Genomic DNA, 20,690 nt, shown 5'->3' with positions numbered 1-20,690 from the left:
CGGGGTCAGCCGGCGATCTTCTCGCCGGCGGCCTGCATCTGGGCGAGCCCGTCGTCGACGGACACCTGGCCGTTGAGGATCGAGACCAGGATCGGCCGGATCTCGTTGGTGATGTCGGCGATGACCGGCGACACGATCGGCGGCATGGCGCTCGCGATCGAGTCGTTGGCGGCGGCACCGTACGGGGAGTTCTCCTCCGTCACCATGCCCTCGCGGGCCGGGTAGGCGGCGGGGACGGATGCCGTGGACGCGTCCTCGCTGACGGCGGACGCCATCATCTGGAAGAGCATGTCGTGGTCGAGCTTGGTGTTGAAGGGGATCGACCAGCCGTCGATCGAGAGGCGGTTGTAGGAGTACTCGGCGTCGTCGGAGACCTTGGGCGCACCGGCGAATCCGAAGGAGTCGGACAGCTTGGAGTTCGCGGGCAGGGTCAGGTCGAACATGCGACCGGAGAACATGATCGACATGGCCGCCGTGCCGTTGAACATCTGCTGCTGCACCTTGGGCTGGTCGAAGGTCGTGACCTGCGGGTCCATGTAGGGCTTGAGTGCGAGCATCGCCTCGACGGCCTGCTTCGCCTCGGGTCCGTCGAGGGTGACCTCGCCGTCTGCGGTGACGAAGTCGGCGCCGAGGGAGTTCATCGCCCCTTCGAAGCCGGTCGTCACGTCGGCCGTGGCGAGCCAGGGCAGCGCGATCGGGTAGTCCATGAGGCCCTCGGCCTTGATCGCCTCGGCCGCGGCGATCATCTCGTCGAAGGTGGTCGGCACGTCGAGGCCGAGGTCTTCGAAGATGTCGGTGCGGTAGGCCATGACGAACATCTGCGCCTGCATCGGGATGGCGAAGATGTCGCCGTCGTAGGACATGCCCTCGACCATCGACTCGCTGATCTCGCCGAGCCCGTAGTCCTCGCCATACTTGTCCCAGAGGTCGTTCAGCGGAACGAGCTTCTCCTCTTCGCCGAAGCCGGGGATGACGAATCCGTAGGTCTCGATGATGTCGTAGGTGCCCGTGTCGCCGGCCAGGGTGGCCGTGGTCTTGGTCACCTGCCCGCCGAAGTCGATCGGATCGTGCTTCAGCGTCACGTCATCGGTCGAACAGCTCTTGACCATGGTGTCGGTGAAGGGGTCGATGGCGGAGGAATTGTAGGCGAGGACGTTGACCGTGGTCTTGCCCTCGGGAGCCGTGTAGTCGCACGACACCGTTGTCGCGTTCTCATTGTCGGTTCGGGTCCCGGCGCCGCAGCTGGAGAGGGCGATCATGCCCACTGCTGCGAGGGCGAGTACCGGCAGTGCTCGATGCTTGATGTGTCCCATGACGCTGATGGTATACGTATGCAATCGACTTAGGGAAGCCTATGTTCCCGGAAACTTTCAGGATTGAATACGTATACTGCGAAATCCCGCGATACGGGAGGACGAACACCCTTCCGCATCACTCTCACGGCCCTCCGTGGCCGACCCGAACTGCTACTCCCGAACCCTGCGCTTCTCGAGCACGCCGGCGAGAAGCACCGCGACCAGAGCCGCAGCCGGGGCCACGATCAACCCGGCCCGCAGGCTCTCGGTGTCGGCGATGAACCCGACGATCGGCGGTGACAGCAGGAAGCCGAGCCGCAGCAGCCACGACACGACCGTGAGCCCCACTCCCGGTCGCAGGCCGGGCAGTTCGTCCGCCGCATGCATGGCGGCCGGGATGAGCGTCGCGATGCCGAAGCCGACGGCGGCGAATCCGGCGATGGTTCCCGGCACGCTCGGGAAGATGAGCGCGAGTGTCATGCCCGCTGCGGCGATCAGTCCTCCGACGCGGGCCACCGCGCGCTGCCCGAACCGGTCGGTCATGCCGTCGCCCAGCATCCGACCGATGAACTGTGCGCCGACGAGCGCGATGAATCCGAGCGGCGCGATGGCGGCCGCGGCGCCGAGCGATTCACTCAGATAGAGAGTCGCCCACGAGTTGCCGGCGTCTTCGGCCACCGCACCGGCCATCGCGATGAGCGTGAGCGCGATGATGATCATCACGGTGCGAGGGCTGACCCCGCGGCGCACGGTGCCGCCCAGCTCGACCGGCTCGGCCGTCGCCTCGGCATCCGCCTCCTCATCGCGTCCGGGCAGGCAGAACCAGAGCGCGGTGAAGGCGACGGCCGCGAACACCGCGGTCGAGATGCCGAGATGCACGCCGAGGGGCAGCTGCAAGGCGATCGCGGCCGCGGCCATGCCTCCGCCGAGAACCGCGCCGATCGACCAGATGGCGTGGAACGAGTTGATGATCGAGCGGCCGTATCGCCGCTGCACGCGCAGACCGTGCGCGTTCTGGGCGACGTCCGTGATCGCGTCGGATGCTCCGCCGAGCAGAAGGGCGACGGCGAAGAGGATGCCGGAGGGCGCCAGTGCGGCCGCGAGCAGGCCGAGTCCCGTGGCGATCGTGCCGAACACGGCGATCCGCGCCGAGCCGAATCGACGGATCAGCACGGCGGCGAGAAGGCCCGCGGCGATCGCGCCGGCAGGGAAGGCCGCGATCGCGAGGCCGTACCCGGCGTTGTCGAGCCCCAGAGCAGCCTTGATCTCGGGGTAGCGGGGCAGGATGTTGGCGAACAGTGCGCCGTTCGTGAGGAACAGCGCCGAGACCGCGATGCGCGCTCGGCGCGACGCCTGGTCGACAGCCGGCCGTCGAATCGATTCGATCGAAGTCATAGCAATGACCGTACACGTCGAGGGACGCCGTCGAAAATCGCCTTCCGCATCGCGTATGCCACCCGTGCGGCGATCGCGATCGACCTCAGTGGAGCTGCGGTTCGCCCTGTGCGATCTCTTCGGCGATCACGGATGCCGCAGCGACCGATGCCTTGGCGGCATCCAGGTCGTCGAACTGGCCGATGAAGTCGGACTGCGCTCCGAAAGCCCGAAAGCCCTCACGCGGCGTCCCCGTGATCGATCCGAGGAACTGGCGCCGGTCATTGCCGACGTGGAAGCCGGGATCGACCTCGACCCACAGCCCTCGCGTGCGCGAGGCGCCTCGCACCCGCGCGCTCGTCGCCGCCTTGGCGGCATTCCTGATGCGTGCGGACATGGCTCACGCAGTCATCGCGTGCAGCACACGCGACCCCGTGAGCGCCGGAGCGAAGTCACCTCGGGTGAGGTCGAGCCCGCCGGCCGAGTTCGCCGCGTTCATCATCGAGACCACCAGCGAGCGGTCGATGCTCGGCTCCTCGTCCATGGCGAACCGGAGGGGGATGGAGGCGTGCACCCAGAGCGTCTCGACGGCGCCGTCGCCGATCGAGAGGGTCAGGGGGAAGGACTCGTTGCGCCGCAGCTTGGTCACGATCACCAGCCGCAGGTGGGTCAGCAGCTCGTCGTCGATCTCGATCGGTGCGGCGGTGCTTCCGTAGGTCAGGTAACCCATGTTCTCTCCCTCACGCTCAGACTGGCTTGAGAAATAGATTACTAGGTTACCTAGCTAAATCCCAGTCGGACGTCAGGGAAGGTCGCCGATCTCTTCCGTCAAGCGGTGCAGGAACCGTGAGATCGCATCGGTCTGCTCGGGCGTGAACTCGTCGGCGAGGGCGGCGATGCGCTGCGTGAGCTCGTCGCCGGGCGAGTGGAGATCGCGCAGAGAGGGTCGCAGAACCTTCGATCGCGCGTCGGCCGGATGCGGGGCGACGACGATCTGGCCGCGCTCCTGCAAACGGCGCAGCAGGCTCGTGATCGCGGCCGTGCTCACGTTCAGGTGCGCAGCGAGTCCTCCCGGGGTCGCGGGAGCATCCGCCGGCGCCTCCGTGATGTACCTCATGGCCTCACGATCGGTGTCATTGGGCGCGCGCAGCGCGGCGAGACGACGGCCCAGCTGCGCCTCGGCGCGACGGAGTTCGTCGACCCGAGCGACGAGATCGGTCGACGTCGTTCTGATGTCGGTCCTGCTGGCCATGTGTCACCCCCTGACCGCTCCATGCTACTCGAAAGACAGGTAACGAGGTGGCCTAGCGAATTCCAATGCCACCAGGGACTCTGATCGGGTGCGAAGATAGAACACGGGCAGGAAAGGGACGTCATGGTCGAGCGATTCACACTCGGGGATGCGGGGTACATCATGTACGCCGACATGCTCGATCGCCTGCGAGCGCGGTTCCCGTCGGTTCCCGCCTGGCGGCTCGACCAGATCGTGGCCGCCGAGCACGACGCCATCACGGGCGGACTGCTGCGGATCGTCCCTGCCGAGGTCGAAGCCGGCGCGATCGAGATGCTCGCGCGCGAGCATGGAGAGAACGAGGGATCCCTGAGCGATGACGGCGAGGTGGCGTGATGGAGCGCTCTGAAGAATTCGGCCGATCAGGGTACTGGTACCCCGACTCCGACAGCGCGAGCACGGTCGACGTGCTCAACATGCTCCGCCGCTACCGCTCGGCCGAGACCGCCATGCGAGCCCGCACCAGGGCGTCGATGGGCATGAACGAGACCGACCTGGTCGCGCTGCGATTCCTGCTGCGCGAGCAGCGGGCCGGCCGCATCGTGCGCCCGATCGACATCGCCCGCATGCTCGACATCTCCACGGCGTCGACGACGACCCTCATCGACCGCCTCGAGAAGGGCGGGCACGCGAAGCGCGAGCCGCACCCGACCGATCGCCGCGCCGGGGTCGTCGTGCCCACCGTCAGCAGCGACGACGAGGTGCGCGAGACCCTCGGCGCGATGCACCGGCGGATGCTGTCGCTCGTCGACGAGATGAGCGACCGCGAGCGTGGCATCGTGACGCGATTCCTCGCCGGCATGACCTCGGCCATCGAAGAGGCGTCGGATCTCGATCAGGAACTGCGCGACGTCATCCGCTCGCACGAGGAATCCGAGCCCTCCGGCGAGTGATCCCTCCGCCGCGGGTCAGGCCTTCTCGACCTGATCCTCGACCCGAGCGCCGGGTTCTCCGTCGTCGTCCGCGGCGTTCTCGAGGCGTTCGGGGAACAGCTCGTCGAGGTCGAGGTCGGGGTTCTCCTCCTGCGTCTCGACCAGTTCCACGGCCTCCTCGATCGTCTGCACGCTCGGCATCGCACCCGGCAGCGGCCTGCGCGCCGACTCCTTGAGCACCACCACGGCGATGAAGCCGGCGATCGAGGTGCCGATCACGTAGAACGCCGGGGCCAGCGACGATCCGGTCATCTGCACGAGCGCCTCCATCACGACCGGAGCCGTGCCCGCGAACAGGGCGACGGCGAGGTTGTACGAGATGCCCATGCCGCCGTAGCGCGACGACGTCGGGAAGAGCGCGGGCAGAGACGAGGCGAGGTTGGCCACATAGAAGGTCACGGGGAAGGCGAGCAGCACCAGGCCGAGAAGCGTCGACCAGATCTCCCCGTGCATCATGAACAGGAACGACGGCACGGCCAGCACGATCGCCGAGATCGACCCGATGAACAGCACCTTGCGGCGTCCGATGCGGTCGGAGAGCTTTCCGGTCAGCGGGATGCAGAGCGCCATCGCCACGAGCACGGGAAGGGTCAGCAGAGTGCCGTGCACCTCGTCGTAGCCCAGGGTTCCGGTGAGGTACGTGGGCATGTAGGAGGTGAGGGCATAGCCCACGGTGTTGGCGGCGGCGACGAGCACGAAGGCCGTCAGCAGCTCGCGCCAGTATGCGCGGATCAGTGCGAGCACGCCCTTGGGCGCATCCGCCGACGCCTGCGCGTCGTCGGCCGCGCGCTTCGCCGAGTCCTGTGCCTCCTGGAATGCCGGGGTGTCCTCGATCTTCAGCCGGAAGTAGATCGCGATCAGTCCGAGCGGAAGCGCGACGAGGAACGGGATGCGCCAGGCGAAGCCCTGCATGACCTCGGCCGACAGCGTCAGCTGCAGGATCGAGACGAAGGCGGCGCCGATCGCGAAGCCCATGTACGAGCCGAGGTCGAGCAGGGAGGCATAGAAGCCGCGCCGCCGGTCGGGCGCGTACTCGGTGATGAAGGTCGTGGCGCCCGCGTACTCGCCGCCGGTCGAGAAGCCCTGCGCGAGCTTGAGCACGATCAGGAGGATCGGCGCCCAGACGCCGATGACCGAGAAGTCGGGGAGCACGCCGATGAGGAATGTGGCCGCGGCCATCATGATCAGCGTGAAGGCCAGCACGCGCTGACGGCCGAGTCGATCGCCGAGCTGGCCGAGCACGATGCCGCCGAGCGGACGGGCGACGAAGGTCACCGCGAAGACGCCGAGCGAGAAGAGCGACTGCGCCCCGGCGGATGCGTCCGGCAGGAACGCCCGCCCGATGATCACCGCGAGATAACCGTAGACGCCGATGTCGTACCACTCCATGAGATTGCCGACCACGGTGCCGGCGACCGCGCGGCGGAGCATCGGGCGGTCGACGACGGTGACGTCCTCGACCGTGAGCCGACGAGGCTCTGCCGCGGCGGGACGCAGCCGTCGCAGCAGGCGCTGCCACAGGTTCGGCGTGTCATTGTTCAGGCGGTCGGACATGCTGTCTCACTCTCTCTCGCCGCACGACCATCGCAGGTCGGGCCGCACAGAAGGCGGGGAGGTGGCTCGCGCCACCTCCCCGCCGTTGCTCACCGGTGTCAGTTGTTGAACGCGTCCTTCACGTTCTCTCCGGCCTTCTTGACGTCGGCCTTCGCCTGGTCGGCGCGGCCCTCCGCCTCGAGCTTCTCGTTGTCGGTCACCTTGCCGACGGCCTCCTTCGCCTTGCCGGCGAGGTCCTGGGCGGTGTTCTTGATCTTGTCATCGAGTCCCATGGGGGCTCCTCTCTCTTATCAGCGGTGGTCTGTGGTCGAGCGCCCGCGCCGTGGGGTCACAGGGGGATGTCGAGGGCGGATGCCGCCAGCGGCAGAGTGCCGGCGGCGATGACCGCGATGAGGCCGACGACTCCGGCGGACTTCCAGAACGGCGTGCGCGATGCGGGGAGCGGGCCGCTGCGGAGCCCGGTGGAGCGGCCGACAGCAGCACGTGCCGACAGCGGGGCGACGTCGACAGGACCGTTCGGCAGGATTCGCCGAGACCGGAGCTCACGACGGGTGGGGTACTGCGTGGCTGTCGACATGTGATCACCTTCCTCCGCCAAAAGATTACTAGATGAACTAGTCAATCGCCAGCCTAGTGAAATTTCCGGTCATCACGCCTACGCTCGACACATGACCGAGCTCACCCAGCCCACCGGGCACGAAGAGGCCCTGCGCGCCCTCCCCCGCGAAGACGGATCGGCGCCTCGCGCGTTGGTGCTCGGCGCCACGGGATACATCGGCGGGCGGCTGACGCCTCGTCTGCTGAACGCCGGATACCGGGTGCGCGCACTGGCCCGGGACGCCGCGCGCGCGGCATCCTTCCCATGGGGTGCCGACTGCGAGATCGTCGAGGGCTCGGCTGACGACGCGGACGCCGTGGCCGAGGCCATGCGCGATGTCGACGTGGTCTACTACCTGATCCACTCGATGACGGCGGGCAAGGGGTTCGAGGAGAGCGACGAACGAGCGGCCACCACGGTGGCGGATGCCGCGGCGAAGGCCGGCGTGCGCCGCATCGTGTATCTCGGCGGACTGCATCCCGACGATGTGAAGCTCTCGCCTCATCTGCGCTCCCGGGTGCGGGTGGGCGAGATCTTCCTCGAGTCGGGCGTTCCGACGCTCGTGCTGCAGGCGGGCGTCGTGATCGGCTCCGGTTCCGCATCGTTCGAGATGATCCGGCACCTGACCGATGTGCTGCCGTACATGCCGGCGCCGAAATGGGTGCGCAACCGCATCCAGCCGATCGCGGTGCGCGACGTGCTGCACTACCTGCTGGGCGCCGCGCGCGTCGATGACAGCGTCAACCGCGCCGCCGACATCGGCGGGCCCGACGTGCTGCGCTACGGCCAGATGATGAACGGCTATGCGCTCGAGGCGGGTTTGCGCCAGCGCGCGATCGCCGCCCTGCCGGTGCTCACTCCGGGACTCGCATCGCACTGGGTGAACCTGGTGACCCCGGTTCCGCGATCGATCGCGCGCCCGCTCGTCGCGTCGCTGCAGAACGAGTGCATCGTGAAGGACCGCGCGATCGATGACCTGATCCCCCGCCCGGACGGCGGGCTGACCCCGTACCGCACCGCCGTGTCGATGGCGCTGGGCCGTCTCGACGCCGACACCATCGAGACGAGCTGGCAGGATGCCGAGGTCTCGGGCGCCCCGAGCGACCCGCTGCCCAGCGACCCGGACTGGGCGGGACGCACCGTCTTCACCGACACCCGCAAGCTGAAGACGTCGGCCCCGGTCGACGGACTGTGGCGGGTGATCATCGGCATCGGCGGGTCGAACGGCTGGTATTCGTCGAAGTTCCTCTGGGCGGTGCGCGGCTGGATGGACCGGCTCGTCGGCGGAGTCGGGCTCCGCCGCGGACGCCGCAGCAAGGCCGAGGCGCGGGTCGGTGATGCGATCGACTTCTGGCGCGTCGAAGCCGTCGAGGAGCCCGGCCGCAAGACCGACTCGTCGCCCGCGAGCGGCGGACTGCTGCGGTTGCGCGCCGAGATGAAGGTGCCGGGCGAGGCCTGGCTCGAGCTGCGCGCACTGCCCGACGGCGACGGATCCCGCTACGAGCAGCGGGCGGTGTTCTTCCCCCGCGGGCTCGCGGGACGGCTGTACTGGCTGGCAGTGCTGCCGTTCCACGGCTTCATCTTCGCGGGCATGGCGGCGAAGATCACCGCCGCGGCATCCGTCCCCGTCGAGACGGTCGCGCCCGGTGTCGGCGAGGCGGGTGTCGGCGAGGCGGGTGCGGGCGAGGCGGGTGCGAGCGAGGCGGCCCCGGGCGAGGCGGGTGCGGGCGAGGCGGCCCCCGTCGCCTGAGCCTCTGGGCCCACGCGCGAGGTGTATGCGGGCCCACTTCGACACCGGGACTCACGTGCGGGGCCACTTTCGCAGCGGAAACGGTCGATTCGGATGCGTTACTGACCCCGCACCGCGATGGAACCCGCGGGTAGGGGCAACCTCACGCCCCACCCACATGGTGGGGCCACTTCGGCATCCGGACCCACGCGCGAGGTGTATGCGGGGCCACTTCGGCATCGGGACTCACGTGCGGGGCCACTTTCGCAGCGGAAACGGCCGATTCGGATGCGTTATTGACCCCGCACCGGGCCGGGGGCGGCGCGGGCGGGGTCAACAATGCGACTGACGTCAGGAAGGACGCTCGGCGAGGCCCGCAGGGTCGCCCCCGTCATCCGACCCGGCGTCCGCAGCCGCACCCGCACTCGCATCGCCGGCCGCACTCGCGTCGCCGGTCGCACTCGCATCTCCGGCCGGACTCGCATCGCCGGCATCGGCGCCGGCATCCGCAGCGCCACCACCGGCATCCGGGATGATGTCGATCGCCTCGGTCGCGGTCGCGTAGACCTCGGCGAGGCTGTCGTCGACGTCGGCCTCATCGATCCAGGCGAGGTCGTCTTCGGAGTGGTCGTACTCGACAGGCACGAGCGCGAAGTCGTCGCCGTACTCCTCGAGTCCGGCCATGACGCTGTGGCGAACGGCCATGCGGGCATAGCGCTCGCGCAGGATCATGGGGTCGCGTCGCAGATCCTTCATGAACGCGACCATCATGAAGGCCATGATCACGGCGAACGGCAGCGCCGCGATGATCGTGACGTTCTGCAGCGACTTCAGGCCGCTGCCCTCTTCGCCGGTGACGAGCAGCACCGCCGCGATCACTCCGACCAGGACTCCCCAGACGACGGCGACCCAGCGCGACGGCTCGGGGCGGCCCTGCTGCGAGAGCGTGCCCATGACGAGCGAGGCCGAATCGGCGCCGGTGATGAAGAAGATCGAGATCAGCAGGATGAGCACGATGCTGGTGATCAGCGGGAACGGCAGGTTCTCGAGAACGCCGAAGAGCACCTCTTCGGGCGGGTCGACGGTGAGTCCTGCGCCGTTCATCTGCTGCTGGATCGCCGTGGTTCCGAAGATCGCGAACCAGATGAGCGAGATGGCGGCCGGAACCAGGATGACGACGGAGACGAACTGGCGCAGCGTGCGGCCCCGCGAGATCTTGGCGATGAACATGCCCACGAACGGCGACCAGGAGATCCACCATGCCCAGTAGAAGATCGTCCAGCTCGACAGGAACATCTGCGCCTCGTCACCCTGCGAGGCCGACCGCGCGACCATCTCGGGCAGGTCACCGAGGAACTGCACGGCGACCGAGGGGATGACGTTGAGGATCAGCAGCGTCGGTCCGACGAAGAAGACGAAGAATGCGAGCAGCAGCGCGACGACCGCGTTGATGTTCGACAGCGCGCGGATGCCCTTCGAGACGCCCGAGACCGCCGAGGCGATGAAGCAGGCGGTGAGCACGGCGATGGCCGCGATGAGCACGCCGTTGCCGAGTTCGCCGATGCCGCTGACGATCTCGACGCCGTGGCCGATCTGCAGGGCTCCCAGGCCGAGCGACGCGGCGGTGCCGAAGAGGGTGACGATGATCGAGAAGATGTCGATCGTGCGACCGAGGGGTCCGGTGGTGCGGCCCTCGCCGAGCAGCGGCGCGAAGATCGACGAGATCAGGGGGGTGCGGCCACGACGGAACGCGCCGTACGCGATCGCGCCGCCGACCAGCGCGTAGAAGGCCCACGCCTGCGGGCCCCAGTGGTAGAGCACCTGCGCCTGCGCCGTGTGCATGGCCTCGAGGGTGTTCGCCTCGACCGTTCCGGGCGGCGGGTTCTCGAAGAAGGTGAGCGGCTCGGCGGCGCCCCAGAAGACGAGACCGATGCCCATTCCGGCGGCGAAGAGCATCGAGATCCACGAGAACATCGAGAACTCGGGCTCTTCGTCGTCGCGGCCCAGGGGAATGCGTCCGTAGCGGCTGAAGCCGACGAAGAGCATGAAGACGAGGATGACGGTCGCGATCGTGGTGAAGAAGAAGCCGAAGTACTCGACGACCCACCCGAGCACGGTCGAGGTCGTGCCCGAGAGGTTGTCACCCGCGAACACGCCCCACGCGATGAACGCGAGGGTCAGCGCGACGGCGATGCCGAAGACGAGCGGATCGGTGCGGTAGGTGCGTCCGGTCTCTTCGACCGAGACGCCGGGCACGAGCGCCGGGTGCACGCCGCGCGGCGGAACCGCGGCGATGTCGCGCACGATCTTCTGCGCGGCCTCGGTGGCCTTCGCGGCCTGCCTGATCGCGGCGGTGGAGGTCTTCGGAGGGTCGTTCCTCGTGGGCGTCTTCTCGTCCGGAGTGTCCATGAGAACCCATTCTCCCATGCCGGCATTCTGCGACCTGGACGGAAAGGCCAGATGAACGGGTCGATCCGCGGCGCTCCGGGGCCCTACACGCCGGGCGGATGCCGGATGCTCCGGGTTCTCCGGGCGCGTCAGCGCGAGCACCCGGGCGCATCAGCGCGAGCACTCCGGGCGCATCAGCGCGAGCGACGGCCGCCGAACACCGAGTGCAGCAGCGGCAGCGCCGAGACGCAGATGAGGGTGATGCCGAGCGGCGGCAGCGGCGTGACGAGCAGCGCGCCTCCGACGAGCATCGCGGCGAACAGCACGCCCGATCCGATGCGGCGGGCGATGCCCTCGAGCCGGTCGAGGCGGCGCTCGAGGGCCGAGGTGTCGAAGGTGACGTTGCCGTCGTCGACGCGGGTGATGATCGCGTCGATCCGCTTCGGCAGGCGGTAGGTGACGGCGGCGGTCTCCATGGCCTGCTGCGCCATGTCCTGCATGAGGTTGCCCGACTCGTCGCGCAGCAGGCGGCCGGCGTAGGGCTCGGCGGCGTCCCACACGTTGAACGACGGGTCGAGGCTCGAGCACATGCCCGAGGTCAGCGACACCGCACGGATGAGCAGCAGCATGTTCTCGGGCAGCTGGAGCGGAAGCGAGCGCACCATGTCGCCGAACTCGTCGGCGAAGTCGGTGAACTCCCGAGGGTCGACCTTGCTGAGCTCTGCGAAGCCCATGCCGCCGAAGCGGGCGAACAGCGCGCGGAGCGCCCGTTCGAGCTCGGCGGTGTCGGCGGAGGGCAGCAGCACGCCGATCTCCTGGGCCGCGGTGACCAGGCCTCGGCTGTCGCGGCCGGCGACCGCGATCAGCAGGGTGCGCAGACCGTCGCGGAGGTTGTCGGGCACCTCGGCCATCATCCCGAAGTCGATGAAGGTGAGGCGGAAGTTGCGCCCGGTCGTCGAGTCGGCCTCGGGTGTCACGAAGATGTTGCCCGGGTGCGGGTCGGCGTGCACGAAGCTGTGCGTGAACACCTGGTCGAACATGACCTCGGCGAACACGTCGGCGACCTCGGCCGGATCGATGCCGGCTGCCCGCAGAGCATCCGTGTCGTTGATCTTGATCGCGGTGACGTCCGAGAGCGTGAGCACGCGCCGGGTCGACCGCTCCCAGACGATCTCGGGGGCGCTGACGCGCGGGTCGCCGGCGAAGTTCTCACGAAAGCGCTCGGCGCTGGCGGCCTCGTGCAGGTAGTCGATCTCCTCGAGGCTGGTCTGCGCGAACTCCTCGACGAGGCCGGGAGCGTCGACCCGATCGGCGACCAGTCGCACGCGCATCGCCCAGCGGGCGACGCGGCGCAGAGCCGCGAGGTCGACCGCGACGATCTCGTCGATGCCGGGGCGCTGCACCTTGACGACGACGTCGCCGAGACCGGTGTCGACGGCATCCTGCGCGGAGAGGCGGGCCCGGTGCGCTTGGCCGAGGGATGCGGCAGCCACCGGCGTCTCATCGAACCAGGCGTAGGCCTCAGCGAGCGGACGGCCGAGTTCGGCCTCGGCGGCCGCACGGATGTCGGCGAACGGCACGGCCGGGACCTCGTCCTGCAGTCCCTCGAGCTCCTTCGTGATCTCGGGCGGCAGCACGTCGAGGCGCGACGACATGAACTGCCCGACCTTGATCATGAGGCCGCCGAGTTCGACCGCGAGCACGTGGAACCGCTTCGCGAAGCGCTGCATGCGCGGCGCCCGGGTGCGCTCGGCGATCGAGCTCATGCCGAAGCGCGGCAGCACGAGCTCGAACCACCAGACCTTGAGGAACTCGCGCGCCGCGAACGACAGGATGCGGCGGTACCGGGCACGATGGGCGCCCTGCGCCGCAGCATCCGTCATGTGTCGTCCCTGTGTCGTGTGCGATCAGTCCTGAGCGAGGATCGAGTACAGCCTACGGCGGGCCTCGTCGAGGATCTCGACCGCCTGCTGCACCTGCTCGGTGCTGCCGCTGCGACCGACGGCCGCGGCTGCCGCCGCGAGGTCGACGCCCGCCTTCGGCAGTGCGCTGTAGCGGGGGTTGTCGTGCGAGCCCTCGCTCTTCGACTGCGACTCCCACGGGGCGGGGGTCTCGGTGTGCTCGGCGGCGACGGCGCGGCCGGCCTCGGTGAGCGAGTAGGTCTTGCGACCGTTCTGCTCCTGAGCCTCGATCAGGCCCTCGTCGGCCAGCAGCTGCAGGGTGGGGTAGACCGAGCCTGCGCTCGGCTTCCACGACCCGCCGCTGCGATCGGCGATCTCGTTGATGATCTGGTAGCCGTGCATCGGCTTCTCGGTGAGCAGCGACAGCACCGCGGTGCGGACGTCGCCCTTCGCCATGCGCGAGCCGCCGCTGGGGCGCTGCTCGAAGGACTTGCGGAGCTGCTCCATGGCATCGAAGATCGCGGATGCGGGTCCGCCCTGGCCCGAGCCGAAGCCGGATCCGCCGAACGGGTTCGAGGGGAATGCGTTGTTCATGATGACCTCCCGGAAGTGGTGAGCGATAGTCAACGATATATCGTTAAGGCTGAGTGTGGGGTGAGAGTCTCGGCCCGAGAGGTGAACTTCGGCGGATGTGTCGATCGGCCTGCTGCTCGATCGTCATCTCTCTGTACGCTGACCGTCGAACAGTGAGGAAGAGACATGCGCTACACACTGCTGTTGCACTACGAAGAGCTCGATGCCGAGACTCTGGGCGCCGAGGCGCTCGTAGAGGGCCAGGCCGCATTCGCGAGCTACGCCGCCACCCTGCAGTCGGCAGGGGTGCTCGTCTCGGCTGAGGTTCTGCAGCCGTCGGCCGTCAGCACCACCGTTCGCGTGCGCGATGACGCGCTGCAGGTGCAGGACGGCCCGTTCGCCGACACGAAAGAGCAGCTCGGCGGCACGGTCGTCATCGACGTGCCCGACCTGGATGCCGCGATCGGATTCGCCCGCCAGGCCCCGCCGGCGTTCTGGGGTGCGGTCGAGATCCGCCCGGGTGCCGTGTTCACGGTCGACGGCGTCTGGACTCCGAACCGATGATCCCCGAAGGGGTCCGGGCCGCTGCAGAGAGTGCGGCGCGGACCTCCTACGGCCGGCTGGTCGCGCTGCTCGCGGCGCGGTCCGGCGACCTCGCGCTCGCCGAGGACTCCCTGTCGGGAGCGTTCGAAGAGGCGCTGCGGCGCTGGCCGGATGCCGGAGTGCCCGACAACCCGGAAGGGTGGTTGATGACCGTGGCGAGGAACAGGCTGCGCGACGTGTGGAAGTCGGCCGCGGCGACGGCATCCGCTCCCCTCGCCGAGGAGAGCGCTCGCGTCGATCCGCTCGCCGACCACGATCCGCTCGCGATCGGCGACAAGCGACTCGAGCTGCTGTTCGTGTGCGCGCATCCGGCGATCGACCCTGCCGTGCGCGCGCCGCTCATGCTCCAGACCGTGCTCGGATTCGAGGCGGCCGAGGTCGCGCGCGCGTTCGCCGTTCCGGCGACGGCGATGGCACAGCGCCTGGTGCGGGCGAAGCGACGCATCAGAGATGCCCGCATCCCGTTCGCGATTCCGGACCGCCGCTCGATGCCCGAACGATTGCCCGCGGTGCTGGAGGCGGTCTACGGATGCGCCGCGCTCACCTGGCGCGGCGACGCCGAGTCGATGGCGGGCGAGGCGCAGTACCTGGCCGCCACTCTGGCGGGTCTCCTCGAGGACGAGCCCGAGGCGTGGGGGCTGGCCGCCCTCACGACGCTGACTCTCGTGCGGCGCTCTCGCGAGTTCATCCCCCTCGACGAGCAGGATCCTCAGACCTGGGATGCGGCCCTGATCGCCGAGGGCGAGGCGTACCTGCGGCGAGCGCGGCCGACCGGTGCGCCGGGACGATTCCAGCTCGAGGCGGCGATCCAGGCGGTGCACTGCGATCGGCTGCGCACGGGGGCGACCGATTGGGACTCGCTGCGGATGCTGTACGCCGCGCTTCTCGCGGTCGCTCCGACCCTCGGCGCCCGGGTCGCGGCCGCCGTCGTCACCGCGCGCATCGACGGAGCCGAGGCGGGCCTCGCCGCACTTCCGGCCCATGCAGAGGGATTCCAGCCGTACTGGGCGGCTCGGGCGGGGCTGCTCGCCGAGGCCGGACAGGATGCCGGCGAGGCCTACGCGCGGGCGATCGCGCTCGCCGACGACGACGGCGTCATCGGCTTCCTCCGCGGCCGCGCGGCGGCCCACGCACGATCCCACTGACACGCACAGCGCGCACAAGCCGCACGCACTGCACGCACACGGCGCTGAAAGCAAGCCCCGTGCGCTCCATAGCCGACGATGTTTGACTGCCGTCGATGTCGTCTTCCCCTGCCGTTTCCCCACCGTCCACTTCGATCAGAGTGAGCGTCGTCGTTCCCGTGTTCCGTCCGGGAGCGGCATTCGACGAGCTCATCGCGTCTCTCGATCGGCAGACGCTCGATCACGGCCGGTTCGAGGTGCTGCTCTGCGACGACGGCTCCGGTGAGGAGACGGCGGCTCGACTGGTCGAGATCGCGCGTGATCGTCCCTACGTGCGCGTCGCGTATCTGCCGCATTCGGGGTGGCCGGGAACGCCGCGCAACCATGGGATCGACGATGCGCGCGGCACGTACATCCAGTTCGTCGATCAGGACGACTGGCTCTACGACGGCGCCCTCGAGGCGCTCTGCGACTACGCCGACGAGCATGCATCCGATGTCGTGGTCGGCAGGGAGGTCGGCATCGGCCGGCGGCTTCCGAGTCGCATCTTCCGCCGCGACATCCCCCGTGCGCGCCTCGGCGAGGATCCGCTGCTCGAGATGCTGACGCCGCACAAGATGTTCCGCACCTCGTTCCTGCGCGAGAAGCGCATCCGGTTCCCCGACGGCAAGGTGCGCCTCGAAGACCATCTGTTCGTGATGAGGGCGTACTTCGAGGCGTCGACGATCTCGATCCTCGCCAGCCGCCCCTGCTACGCGTGGGTCAAGCACGCGGGCAGTGCCAGTTCGTCGCGGATCGAACCCGAGACGTACTTCCCGCATCTCGAGGCCGTGCTCGATCTCGTCGAGCGGTACACCGAACCGGGGCGACTGCGCGACCGGCTGCTGCGGCACTGGTTCCGCGGCAAGATCCTCAAGCGGGTGTCGGGCAAGAAGTACGCCGGGTACCCCGAGGAGTATCGCCAGCGCCTGCTCGACGTCGTCATCCCGCTCGCGCGACGGCGCTTCGGACCCGGCGTCGACGGGGGGCTGGCCTTTCCGAACCGCATCCGGGCCGCACTGCTGCGAGCCGATCGACGCGCCGACCTGCTGACGTTCGCGCGGTTCGAGGCCGAGCTCACCTGCCGGGCGGTGGTGACGTCGGCACGGTGGTCGCGGGGCGGCGGACTGTATCTCACCGTCGATGTCTCGATCACCCGCGACAGGCAGGACGCACTCGAGTTCGAGCCGGGCACGGGCGTCATGACGTCACTGCCGATCGCGATGGACGGCCTTCCGACCGGCCTTCTCGAAGCCAAGCGGGAGATGTCCAACGACCACGTCGAGTTGGTGTGGCGCGACAAGGCCGCGGCGATCGAGCGTCGCGTGGCGAACCTCCACCCACGCAGCCTCGACTCCCTCCGCATCGCGATCGACCCGCTGAAGGTGTTCCGGCCCGACGACGAGTCGCGCGGGGCGAAGCTCTTCGTGACCGTGCGACGGGCGGGGTGGACCTTCGACGTCCCTCTCCGAGCGGATGCTGCGACGCTCGCCGCCGCGGGACGCTCACCCCTGCTCGCCGGGCGCACGTGCACGCCGGTCGCAGGACGCGGCGGCGCCGTCGAGCTGCGCAGGCAGTACCCCGGCGGCCGGCTCAAGGACCTGGCCGGCCGCGCTGTGCGTCGGGTGCGGAGCGGCTCGCGCACGAAGTGACGAGGGTCAGCGCGGCAGCGTGAGCACCTCGGCCCCGGTCTCGGTGATGGCGATGGTGTGCTCGGTGTGGGCTGTGCGGCATCCGGTCGCACTGCGCAGCGTCCAGCCGTCGTCGTCGGTGACCAGCCGGTCGGTGTCGGCCATCACCCACGGTTCCAGTGCGAGCAGCAGGCCGGGGCGCAGTCTGTAGCCGCGGCCGGGGCGTCCGTCGTTCGCGACGTGTGGATCCTGGTGCATCGTCGAACCGATGCCATGGCCGCCGAACTCGAGATTGATCGGGTAGCCCGCGTCGCCGAGCACCGTGCCGATCGCGTGGGAGAGGTCGCCGATGCGCGCGCCGGGTCGGGCTGCGGCGATCGCGGCGGCCAGCGCACGCTCGGTCGCGTCGATCATGTCGAGGTCGGCGGATGCCGCACCGTCGCCGACCACGAAGCTGATGGCGGCATCCGCTGAGATGCCCCGGAGCGTGACGGCGAGGTCGAGAGTGAGAAGGTCGCCGTCGAGGAGGGCGTAGTCGTGCGGCATCCCGTGCAGCACCGCGTCGTTCACGGCAGTGCAGACGTAGTGGCCGAAGGGCCCCCGGCCGAAGGAGGGGGCGTAATCGACGTAGCAGGGCTGCGCACCGGCATCCTCGATCATCTGCTTCGTCGAGCGGTCGAGGTCGAGCAGGTTCACCCCGACCGCGGCTCGCTCCTTGAGGGACTGGAGGATGCCGCCGACGAGGGCGCCCGCGTCTCGTGCACGAGCCAGTTCGTCGCGGTTCAGGATCTCGATCATGGGGTTCTCCACAGCTCGCCGTCGGTCGTTCCAATAACTATCCCGGTAATACTATCCCGGTATTACAATGGGCACATGATGGTTCGGATGCCCCTGACTCCCGCCGAGGTCGAGCGGGGCGAGCGCCTCGGCGCGCTGCTGCGGCGAGCGCGCGGTGAGCGATCGATGCTGAGCGTCGCCCTCGAGGCGGGGGTCTCGCCCGAGACCCTGCGCAAGATCGAGTCGGGTCGCGTGGCGACCCCCGCCTTCTCGACCATCGCCGCGATCGCCGGCGTGCTGCACCTCTCGCTGGATTCGGTGTGGTCCGAGATCGAGCCGGCGGTGCATGCGGTCGGTCGCACGCAGGTCGCGTCCTGAGATGGCGCATGCGCTGATCACGGGCAGCTCGCGCGGCATCGGCCGCGCAGTGGCGCAGGCCTTCGCCCGACGGGGCGACCGGGTCGTCGTGCACTACGGCCGCGATCGCGCGGCCGCGGAAGAGACCCTCGCCTCGCTCGAAGGCTCGAACCATGCGATCGTGGGCGGCGACCTCGGGGATCCGGCGGAGGCGCAGCGCGTGGTCGAGGAGGGCATCGCAGCCCTGGGTTCACTCGACATCCTGGTGAACAATGCGGCCGCGGCCCCGAGCACGGCGAACGAGCATCGCGTCGACTCGACGACGTATGCCGAGTGGCAGCGCGCCTGGTCTGCCATGGCCTCGGTGAACCTGCTCGGCGCCTCGAACGTCACGATGCTCGTCGCTCAGCACATGATCGAGCGGGGCAGCGGCGGATCGATCGTCAACGTCGGGTCACGCGGCGCGTTCCGCGGAGAGGCCGACCACCCCGCGTACGCCGCGACGAAGGCAGGGCTGCAGGCGTTCGGGCAGTCGATGGCGCTGGTGCTCGCACCCCACGGCATCTCGGTCACCTCGGTCGCTCCGGGAATGGTGGCGACAGACCGGCAGACGGCGAAGCTCGAGGGAGAGCAGGGCGACAGCATCCGCGGTCAGAGTCCGTTCGGCCGGGTGGGCACGCCCGAAGAGGTGGCGGATGCCGTCGCCTATCTCACCTCGCCCACCGCGGTGTGGGCATCGGGCACGGTGCTCGACCTGAACGGCGCGTCGTACTTCCGCTGAGGCGGTGGGCTCTCGCCTGGGCGGTTGCGGGTCAGGAACGCAGCACGGACTCCAGCAGGCCGGGGAACAGTTCGTCGAGCTCTGCGCGGCGCAGCGTCAGCATCCGTCGCCGGCCGTTGGGCTCGTTGCGGATCACGCCCGCTTCGCGCAGCACCTTCATGAAATGCGACTTGGTGGACTTCGGCAGGTTCGGGTCGGTCGCGCGGCATTCGGCCATGTCGAGCGGGCCGTCGGCGAGCTGTCGCGCGATCGCCAGACGCTCGGGGTCGCTGAGGGCGAAGAGCACATCGGTGAGCTGGATCTCGGATCGCTCGGGGTGCGGGAGTTCGCCTGGCATGGTTCGAGAATAGTTGAACAATCGCGGAATCGCGAGTACGCTCCGATAGTTCGATGAATCTCGAACCGATACCGCGGGAGCACTCATGACCACCACGTCACCGATCGACACGACCGCGACGGCACCTCGGATCCGTCGCCCGCGCTTCGGCTTCACGCTGGCCGTCGTGACGCAGATCGCGATGATGATGGGCGCGAGTGCGCCATCGCCGTTCTACCCCGTGCTCGCCGCAGAGATCGGATTCGACGCGATCGTCATCAGCGCCGTCTTCGCCGTCTACGCGGTCGCCCTGCTGCTCGCCCTGCTCACCGCAGGCTCGCTCTCCGACCATGTCGGGCGGCGACCGGTCGCGATCGGCGGTCTCCTGGTGCTCGCCGCGAGCATGGTGCTGTTCTGGCATGCCGATACGGTCGCCACGCTCATGCTCGCCCGCATCCTGCAGGGTGCGGCGAGTGGCGTACTCATCGCCGCCCTCTCGGCCGCCGCACTCGACCTCGCCCCCGGTGGCCGTTCGAGGGTCGCCGCACTGTGGAACGCGCTCAGCCCCGGAATCGGCCTCGCCCTCGGCGCGCTCGTCTCGGGCATCGCGCTGGACGTGACCGGACAGCCGCTGCTCGACGTGTTCGCACCTTTGACCGCCGTGTACATCGTGCTCGCGGGGCTCTTCTTCCTGGCACCCGAGACCGCTCCGCTGCGGCCGGGAGCACTCGCGTCGCTGAGCTTCCGGCTGTCGGTGCCGGCCGGCATCCGCTCGGACTTCTGGCGCGGAGCCCCCGCGATCATCGCCGGCTGGGCTACGGGTGGACTCTTCCTCTCACTCGGCGCGAACATCGTGCGCACCCAGCTCGGCGGTGAGGCGCACGTCTGGCAGGGACTCGCGGTCGCGATGCTGGCCGGCGTCGGCGCGGTCACCGCATTCCTCTTCCGCAACCGGCGCCCGCGCACCTCGGTGATCTTCGGCACCGCGGCCCTCGCCGTCGGCACCGCGCTGTCGCTCTGGGCGCTCGCGACCGGGTCGCTTCCGTTCTACCTCGCCGCGACCGCCGTGACCGGCATGGGATTCGGCACCGCCTTCTCGGGAGTCGTCGCCTCACTCGCACCCCGCATCCCCCCGACCGACCGCGCCGACACGTTCGCCGTGATCTACCTGCTCGCCTACCTTGCCTTCGGCGTGCCCGCAGTCATCGCAGGGATGCTGGTCGGAGTCTTCGGACTCGGCGCCGTGTGCGTCGGGTACGGCGTCGCGGTCATCGCGCTCGCGCTCATCGCACTGGTGCTGCGGGTGCGTCGGGCGGAGTAGCTGCTCTCTGTGGGGTGGAGGTCTCTCGCGCCGAAGGGGGTCTCTCGCTGCGGAGGAGATCTCTCACTCCGAAGGAGAGATACCGCCGACACCTCCTTCGGTAGAC

At 69.0% G+C, this 20,690-nt stretch carries 22 protein-coding genes; 9 read left to right on the top strand and 13 right to left on the bottom strand.

Annotated elements, in window-relative coordinates; all coding sequences use genetic code 11:
* Positions 1 to 5 precede the first annotated feature (5 nt).
* The 5 genes from ASE34_RS02570 to ASE34_RS02550 form a co-directional block, all read right to left on the bottom strand.
* Entirely contained in the window at positions 6 to 1,313 is a 1,308-nt protein-coding gene (locus ASE34_RS02570) for an ABC transporter substrate-binding protein (protein ID WP_056276209.1), read from the bottom strand.
* Between the two features lie 153 nt (positions 1,314 to 1,466).
* On the bottom strand, positions 1,467 to 2,690 hold the full coding sequence (locus ASE34_RS02565; RefSeq protein ID WP_056276206.1) for an MFS transporter: 1,224 nt from the start codon (positions 2,688 to 2,690) through the stop codon (positions 1,467 to 1,469).
* An 85-nt stretch (positions 2,691 to 2,775) separates the two neighbouring features.
* Positions 2,776 to 3,066 carry a hypothetical protein gene (locus ASE34_RS02560; RefSeq protein WP_056276204.1) on the bottom strand — a complete coding sequence of 97 codons (291 nt, stop codon included), beginning with the start codon at positions 3,064 to 3,066 and terminating at the stop codon, positions 2,776 to 2,778.
* A gap of 3 nt (positions 3,067 to 3,069) precedes the next feature.
* Positions 3,070 to 3,399, bottom strand: a complete 330-nt coding sequence (locus tag ASE34_RS02555; RefSeq protein WP_056276200.1) for a hypothetical protein — start codon at positions 3,397 to 3,399, stop codon at positions 3,070 to 3,072.
* Between the two features lie 72 nt (positions 3,400 to 3,471).
* On the bottom strand, positions 3,472 to 3,921 hold the full coding sequence (locus ASE34_RS02550) for a MarR family winged helix-turn-helix transcriptional regulator (protein WP_056276197.1): 450 nt from the start codon (positions 3,919 to 3,921) through the stop codon (positions 3,472 to 3,474).
* 123 nt (positions 3,922 to 4,044) lie between these two features.
* Between ASE34_RS02550 and ASE34_RS02545 the strand changes: the two genes are divergently transcribed.
* Positions 4,045 to 4,296, top strand: a complete 252-nt coding sequence (locus ASE34_RS02545; protein WP_053098457.1) for a hypothetical protein — start codon at positions 4,045 to 4,047, stop codon at positions 4,294 to 4,296.
* Positions 4,296 to 4,853 (top strand): MarR family winged helix-turn-helix transcriptional regulator, encoded by a 558-nt coding sequence (locus ASE34_RS02540; RefSeq protein ID WP_053098456.1) that lies wholly within the window; start codon positions 4,296 to 4,298, stop codon positions 4,851 to 4,853. The genes ASE34_RS02545 and ASE34_RS02540 overlap by 1 nt, the downstream gene beginning before the upstream one ends.
* A 15-nt stretch (positions 4,854 to 4,868) precedes the next feature.
* Here ASE34_RS02540 and ASE34_RS02535 read toward each other — a convergent pair whose 3' ends face one another.
* The 3 genes from ASE34_RS02535 to ASE34_RS02530 all read right to left on the bottom strand — a co-directional run bounded on the left by ASE34_RS02535 (position 4,869) and on the right by ASE34_RS02530 (position 7,023).
* Entirely contained in the window at positions 4,869 to 6,446 is a 1,578-nt protein-coding gene (locus tag ASE34_RS02535) for an MFS transporter (RefSeq protein WP_082586477.1), read from the bottom strand.
* Positions 6,447 to 6,544: 98 nt separating this feature from the next.
* Positions 6,545 to 6,718: a CsbD family protein gene (locus ASE34_RS17480; RefSeq protein ID WP_072590528.1), complete on the bottom strand. Its 174-nt coding sequence runs from the start codon at positions 6,716 to 6,718 to the stop codon at positions 6,545 to 6,547.
* Between the two features lie 56 nt (positions 6,719 to 6,774).
* Complete coding sequence (locus ASE34_RS02530) at positions 6,775 to 7,023, bottom strand: hypothetical protein (protein WP_056276194.1); 249 nt, start codon at positions 7,021 to 7,023, stop codon at positions 6,775 to 6,777.
* Positions 7,024 to 7,114: 91 nt separating this feature from the next.
* Here ASE34_RS02530 and ASE34_RS02525 point away from each other — a divergent pair, with 91 nt between their 5' ends.
* A complete protein-coding gene (locus ASE34_RS02525; RefSeq protein ID WP_082586476.1) occupies positions 7,115 to 8,794 on the top strand; it encodes an SDR family oxidoreductase in 1,680 nt (559 codons plus the stop codon).
* A gap of 330 nt (positions 8,795 to 9,124) precedes the next feature.
* Here ASE34_RS02525 and ASE34_RS02520 read toward each other — a convergent pair whose 3' ends face one another.
* From ASE34_RS02520 to ASE34_RS02510, 3 genes are all read right to left on the bottom strand, one after another.
* Entirely contained in the window at positions 9,125 to 11,200 is a 2,076-nt protein-coding gene (locus ASE34_RS02520) for a BCCT family transporter (protein ID WP_230101229.1), read from the bottom strand.
* A 155-nt stretch (positions 11,201 to 11,355) separates the two neighbouring features.
* Positions 11,356 to 13,044, bottom strand: coding sequence for an ABC1 kinase family protein (locus tag ASE34_RS02515; RefSeq protein WP_053098453.1), 1,689 nt, complete (start codon positions 13,042 to 13,044; stop codon positions 11,356 to 11,358).
* A gap of 24 nt (positions 13,045 to 13,068) precedes the next feature.
* Positions 13,069 to 13,656: a PadR family transcriptional regulator gene (locus ASE34_RS02510; protein WP_053098452.1), complete on the bottom strand. Its 588-nt coding sequence runs from the start codon at positions 13,654 to 13,656 to the stop codon at positions 13,069 to 13,071.
* 165 nt (positions 13,657 to 13,821) lie between these two features.
* On the opposite strand from ASE34_RS02510, the gene ASE34_RS02505 reads away from it, so the two are divergent.
* The 3 genes from ASE34_RS02505 to ASE34_RS02495 all read left to right on the top strand — a co-directional run bounded on the left by ASE34_RS02505 (position 13,822) and on the right by ASE34_RS02495 (position 17,053).
* Complete coding sequence (locus ASE34_RS02505; RefSeq protein ID WP_056276191.1) at positions 13,822 to 14,199, top strand: YciI family protein; 378 nt, start codon at positions 13,822 to 13,824, stop codon at positions 14,197 to 14,199.
* Positions 14,196 to 15,383 (top strand): RNA polymerase sigma factor, encoded by a 1,188-nt coding sequence (locus ASE34_RS02500; protein WP_056276190.1) that lies wholly within the window; start codon positions 14,196 to 14,198, stop codon positions 15,381 to 15,383. Before ASE34_RS02505 ends, ASE34_RS02500 begins: the two co-directional genes overlap by 4 nt.
* Before the next feature lie 140 nt (positions 15,384 to 15,523).
* The gene (locus ASE34_RS02495) at positions 15,524 to 17,053 is read left to right on the top strand and encodes a glycosyltransferase family 2 protein (RefSeq protein WP_056276187.1); all 1,530 of its coding nucleotides are present in this window, start codon (positions 15,524 to 15,526) and stop codon (positions 17,051 to 17,053) included.
* 6 nt (positions 17,054 to 17,059) lie between these two features.
* On the opposite strand, the gene map is transcribed toward ASE34_RS02495, so the two are convergent.
* Positions 17,060 to 17,830 carry a type I methionyl aminopeptidase gene (gene map / locus ASE34_RS02490; protein ID WP_056276184.1) on the bottom strand — a complete coding sequence of 257 codons (771 nt, stop codon included), beginning with the start codon at positions 17,828 to 17,830 and terminating at the stop codon, positions 17,060 to 17,062.
* A gap of 78 nt (positions 17,831 to 17,908) precedes the next feature.
* Between map and ASE34_RS02485 the strand changes: the two genes are divergently transcribed.
* The gene (locus ASE34_RS02485; protein ID WP_056277652.1) at positions 17,909 to 18,187 is read left to right on the top strand and encodes a helix-turn-helix domain-containing protein; all 279 of its coding nucleotides are present in this window, start codon (positions 17,909 to 17,911) and stop codon (positions 18,185 to 18,187) included.
* Between the two features lies 1 nt (position 18,188).
* Positions 18,189 to 18,947 carry an SDR family NAD(P)-dependent oxidoreductase gene (locus ASE34_RS02480; RefSeq protein WP_056277649.1) on the top strand — a complete coding sequence of 253 codons (759 nt, stop codon included), beginning with the start codon at positions 18,189 to 18,191 and terminating at the stop codon, positions 18,945 to 18,947.
* Positions 18,948 to 18,978: 31 nt separating this feature from the next.
* On the opposite strand, the gene ASE34_RS02475 is transcribed toward ASE34_RS02480, so the two are convergent.
* Positions 18,979 to 19,284: an ArsR/SmtB family transcription factor gene (locus ASE34_RS02475; RefSeq protein ID WP_056276180.1), complete on the bottom strand. Its 306-nt coding sequence runs from the start codon at positions 19,282 to 19,284 to the stop codon at positions 18,979 to 18,981.
* Between the two features lie 85 nt (positions 19,285 to 19,369).
* Between ASE34_RS02475 and ASE34_RS02470 the strand changes: the two genes are divergently transcribed.
* Positions 19,370 to 20,584, top strand: coding sequence for an MFS transporter (locus ASE34_RS02470; protein ID WP_056276177.1), 1,215 nt, complete (start codon positions 19,370 to 19,372; stop codon positions 20,582 to 20,584).
* Positions 20,585 to 20,690 lie beyond the last annotated feature (106 nt).

This window comes from Microbacterium sp. Root280D1 (assembly GCF_001428975.1).
GTDB lineage: Bacteria > Actinomycetota > Actinomycetes > Actinomycetales > Microbacteriaceae > Microbacterium.
The sequence above is the reverse complement of the archived record's forward strand: the minus strand, read 5'-3'. Positions and strand labels throughout refer to the sequence as shown.

What these genes read in the sequence shown, in the direction of transcription:
- ASE34_RS02570 (WP_056276209.1), bottom strand. Translation starts at nt 1,313, where the DNA reads ATGGGACACATCAAGCATCGAGCACTGCCGGTACTCGCCCTCGCAGCA.
- ASE34_RS02565 (WP_056276206.1), bottom strand. Translation starts at nt 2,690, where the DNA reads ATGACTTCGATCGAATCGATTCGACGGCCGGCTGTCGACCAGGCGTCG.
- ASE34_RS02560 (WP_056276204.1), bottom strand. Translation starts at nt 3,066, where the DNA reads ATGTCCGCACGCATCAGGAATGCCGCCAAGGCGGCGACGAGCGCGCGG.
- ASE34_RS02555 (WP_056276200.1), bottom strand. Translation starts at nt 3,399, where the DNA reads ATGGGTTACCTGACCTACGGAAGCACCGCCGCACCGATCGAGATCGAC.
- ASE34_RS02550 (WP_056276197.1), bottom strand. Translation starts at nt 3,921, where the DNA reads ATGGCCAGCAGGACCGACATCAGAACGACGTCGACCGATCTCGTCGCT.
- ASE34_RS02545 (WP_053098457.1), top strand. Translation starts at nt 4,045, where the DNA reads ATGGTCGAGCGATTCACACTCGGGGATGCGGGGTACATCATGTACGCC.
- ASE34_RS02540 (WP_053098456.1), top strand. Translation starts at nt 4,296, where the DNA reads ATGGAGCGCTCTGAAGAATTCGGCCGATCAGGGTACTGGTACCCCGAC.
- ASE34_RS02535 (WP_082586477.1), bottom strand. Translation starts at nt 6,446, where the DNA reads ATGTCCGACCGCCTGAACAATGACACGCCGAACCTGTGGCAGCGCCTG.
- ASE34_RS17480 (WP_072590528.1), bottom strand. Translation starts at nt 6,718, where the DNA reads ATGGGACTCGATGACAAGATCAAGAACACCGCCCAGGACCTCGCCGGC.
- ASE34_RS02530 (WP_056276194.1), bottom strand. Translation starts at nt 7,023, where the DNA reads ATGTCGACAGCCACGCAGTACCCCACCCGTCGTGAGCTCCGGTCTCGG.
- ASE34_RS02525 (WP_082586476.1), top strand. Translation starts at nt 7,115, where the DNA reads ATGACCGAGCTCACCCAGCCCACCGGGCACGAAGAGGCCCTGCGCGCC.
- ASE34_RS02520 (WP_230101229.1), bottom strand. Translation starts at nt 11,200, where the DNA reads ATGGGAGAATGGGTTCTCATGGACACTCCGGACGAGAAGACGCCCACG.
- ASE34_RS02515 (WP_053098453.1), bottom strand. Translation starts at nt 13,044, where the DNA reads ATGACGGATGCTGCGGCGCAGGGCGCCCATCGTGCCCGGTACCGCCGC.
- ASE34_RS02510 (WP_053098452.1), bottom strand. Translation starts at nt 13,656, where the DNA reads ATGAACAACGCATTCCCCTCGAACCCGTTCGGCGGATCCGGCTTCGGC.
- ASE34_RS02505 (WP_056276191.1), top strand. Translation starts at nt 13,822, where the DNA reads ATGCGCTACACACTGCTGTTGCACTACGAAGAGCTCGATGCCGAGACT.
- ASE34_RS02500 (WP_056276190.1), top strand. Translation starts at nt 14,196, where the DNA reads ATGATCCCCGAAGGGGTCCGGGCCGCTGCAGAGAGTGCGGCGCGGACC.
- map (WP_056276184.1), bottom strand. Translation starts at nt 17,830, where the DNA reads ATGATCGAGATCCTGAACCGCGACGAACTGGCTCGTGCACGAGACGCG.
- ASE34_RS02485 (WP_056277652.1), top strand. Translation starts at nt 17,909, where the DNA reads ATGGTTCGGATGCCCCTGACTCCCGCCGAGGTCGAGCGGGGCGAGCGC.
- ASE34_RS02480 (WP_056277649.1), top strand. Translation starts at nt 18,189, where the DNA reads ATGGCGCATGCGCTGATCACGGGCAGCTCGCGCGGCATCGGCCGCGCA.
- ASE34_RS02475 (WP_056276180.1), bottom strand. Translation starts at nt 19,284, where the DNA reads ATGCCAGGCGAACTCCCGCACCCCGAGCGATCCGAGATCCAGCTCACC.
- ASE34_RS02470 (WP_056276177.1), top strand. Translation starts at nt 19,370, where the DNA reads ATGACCACCACGTCACCGATCGACACGACCGCGACGGCACCTCGGATC.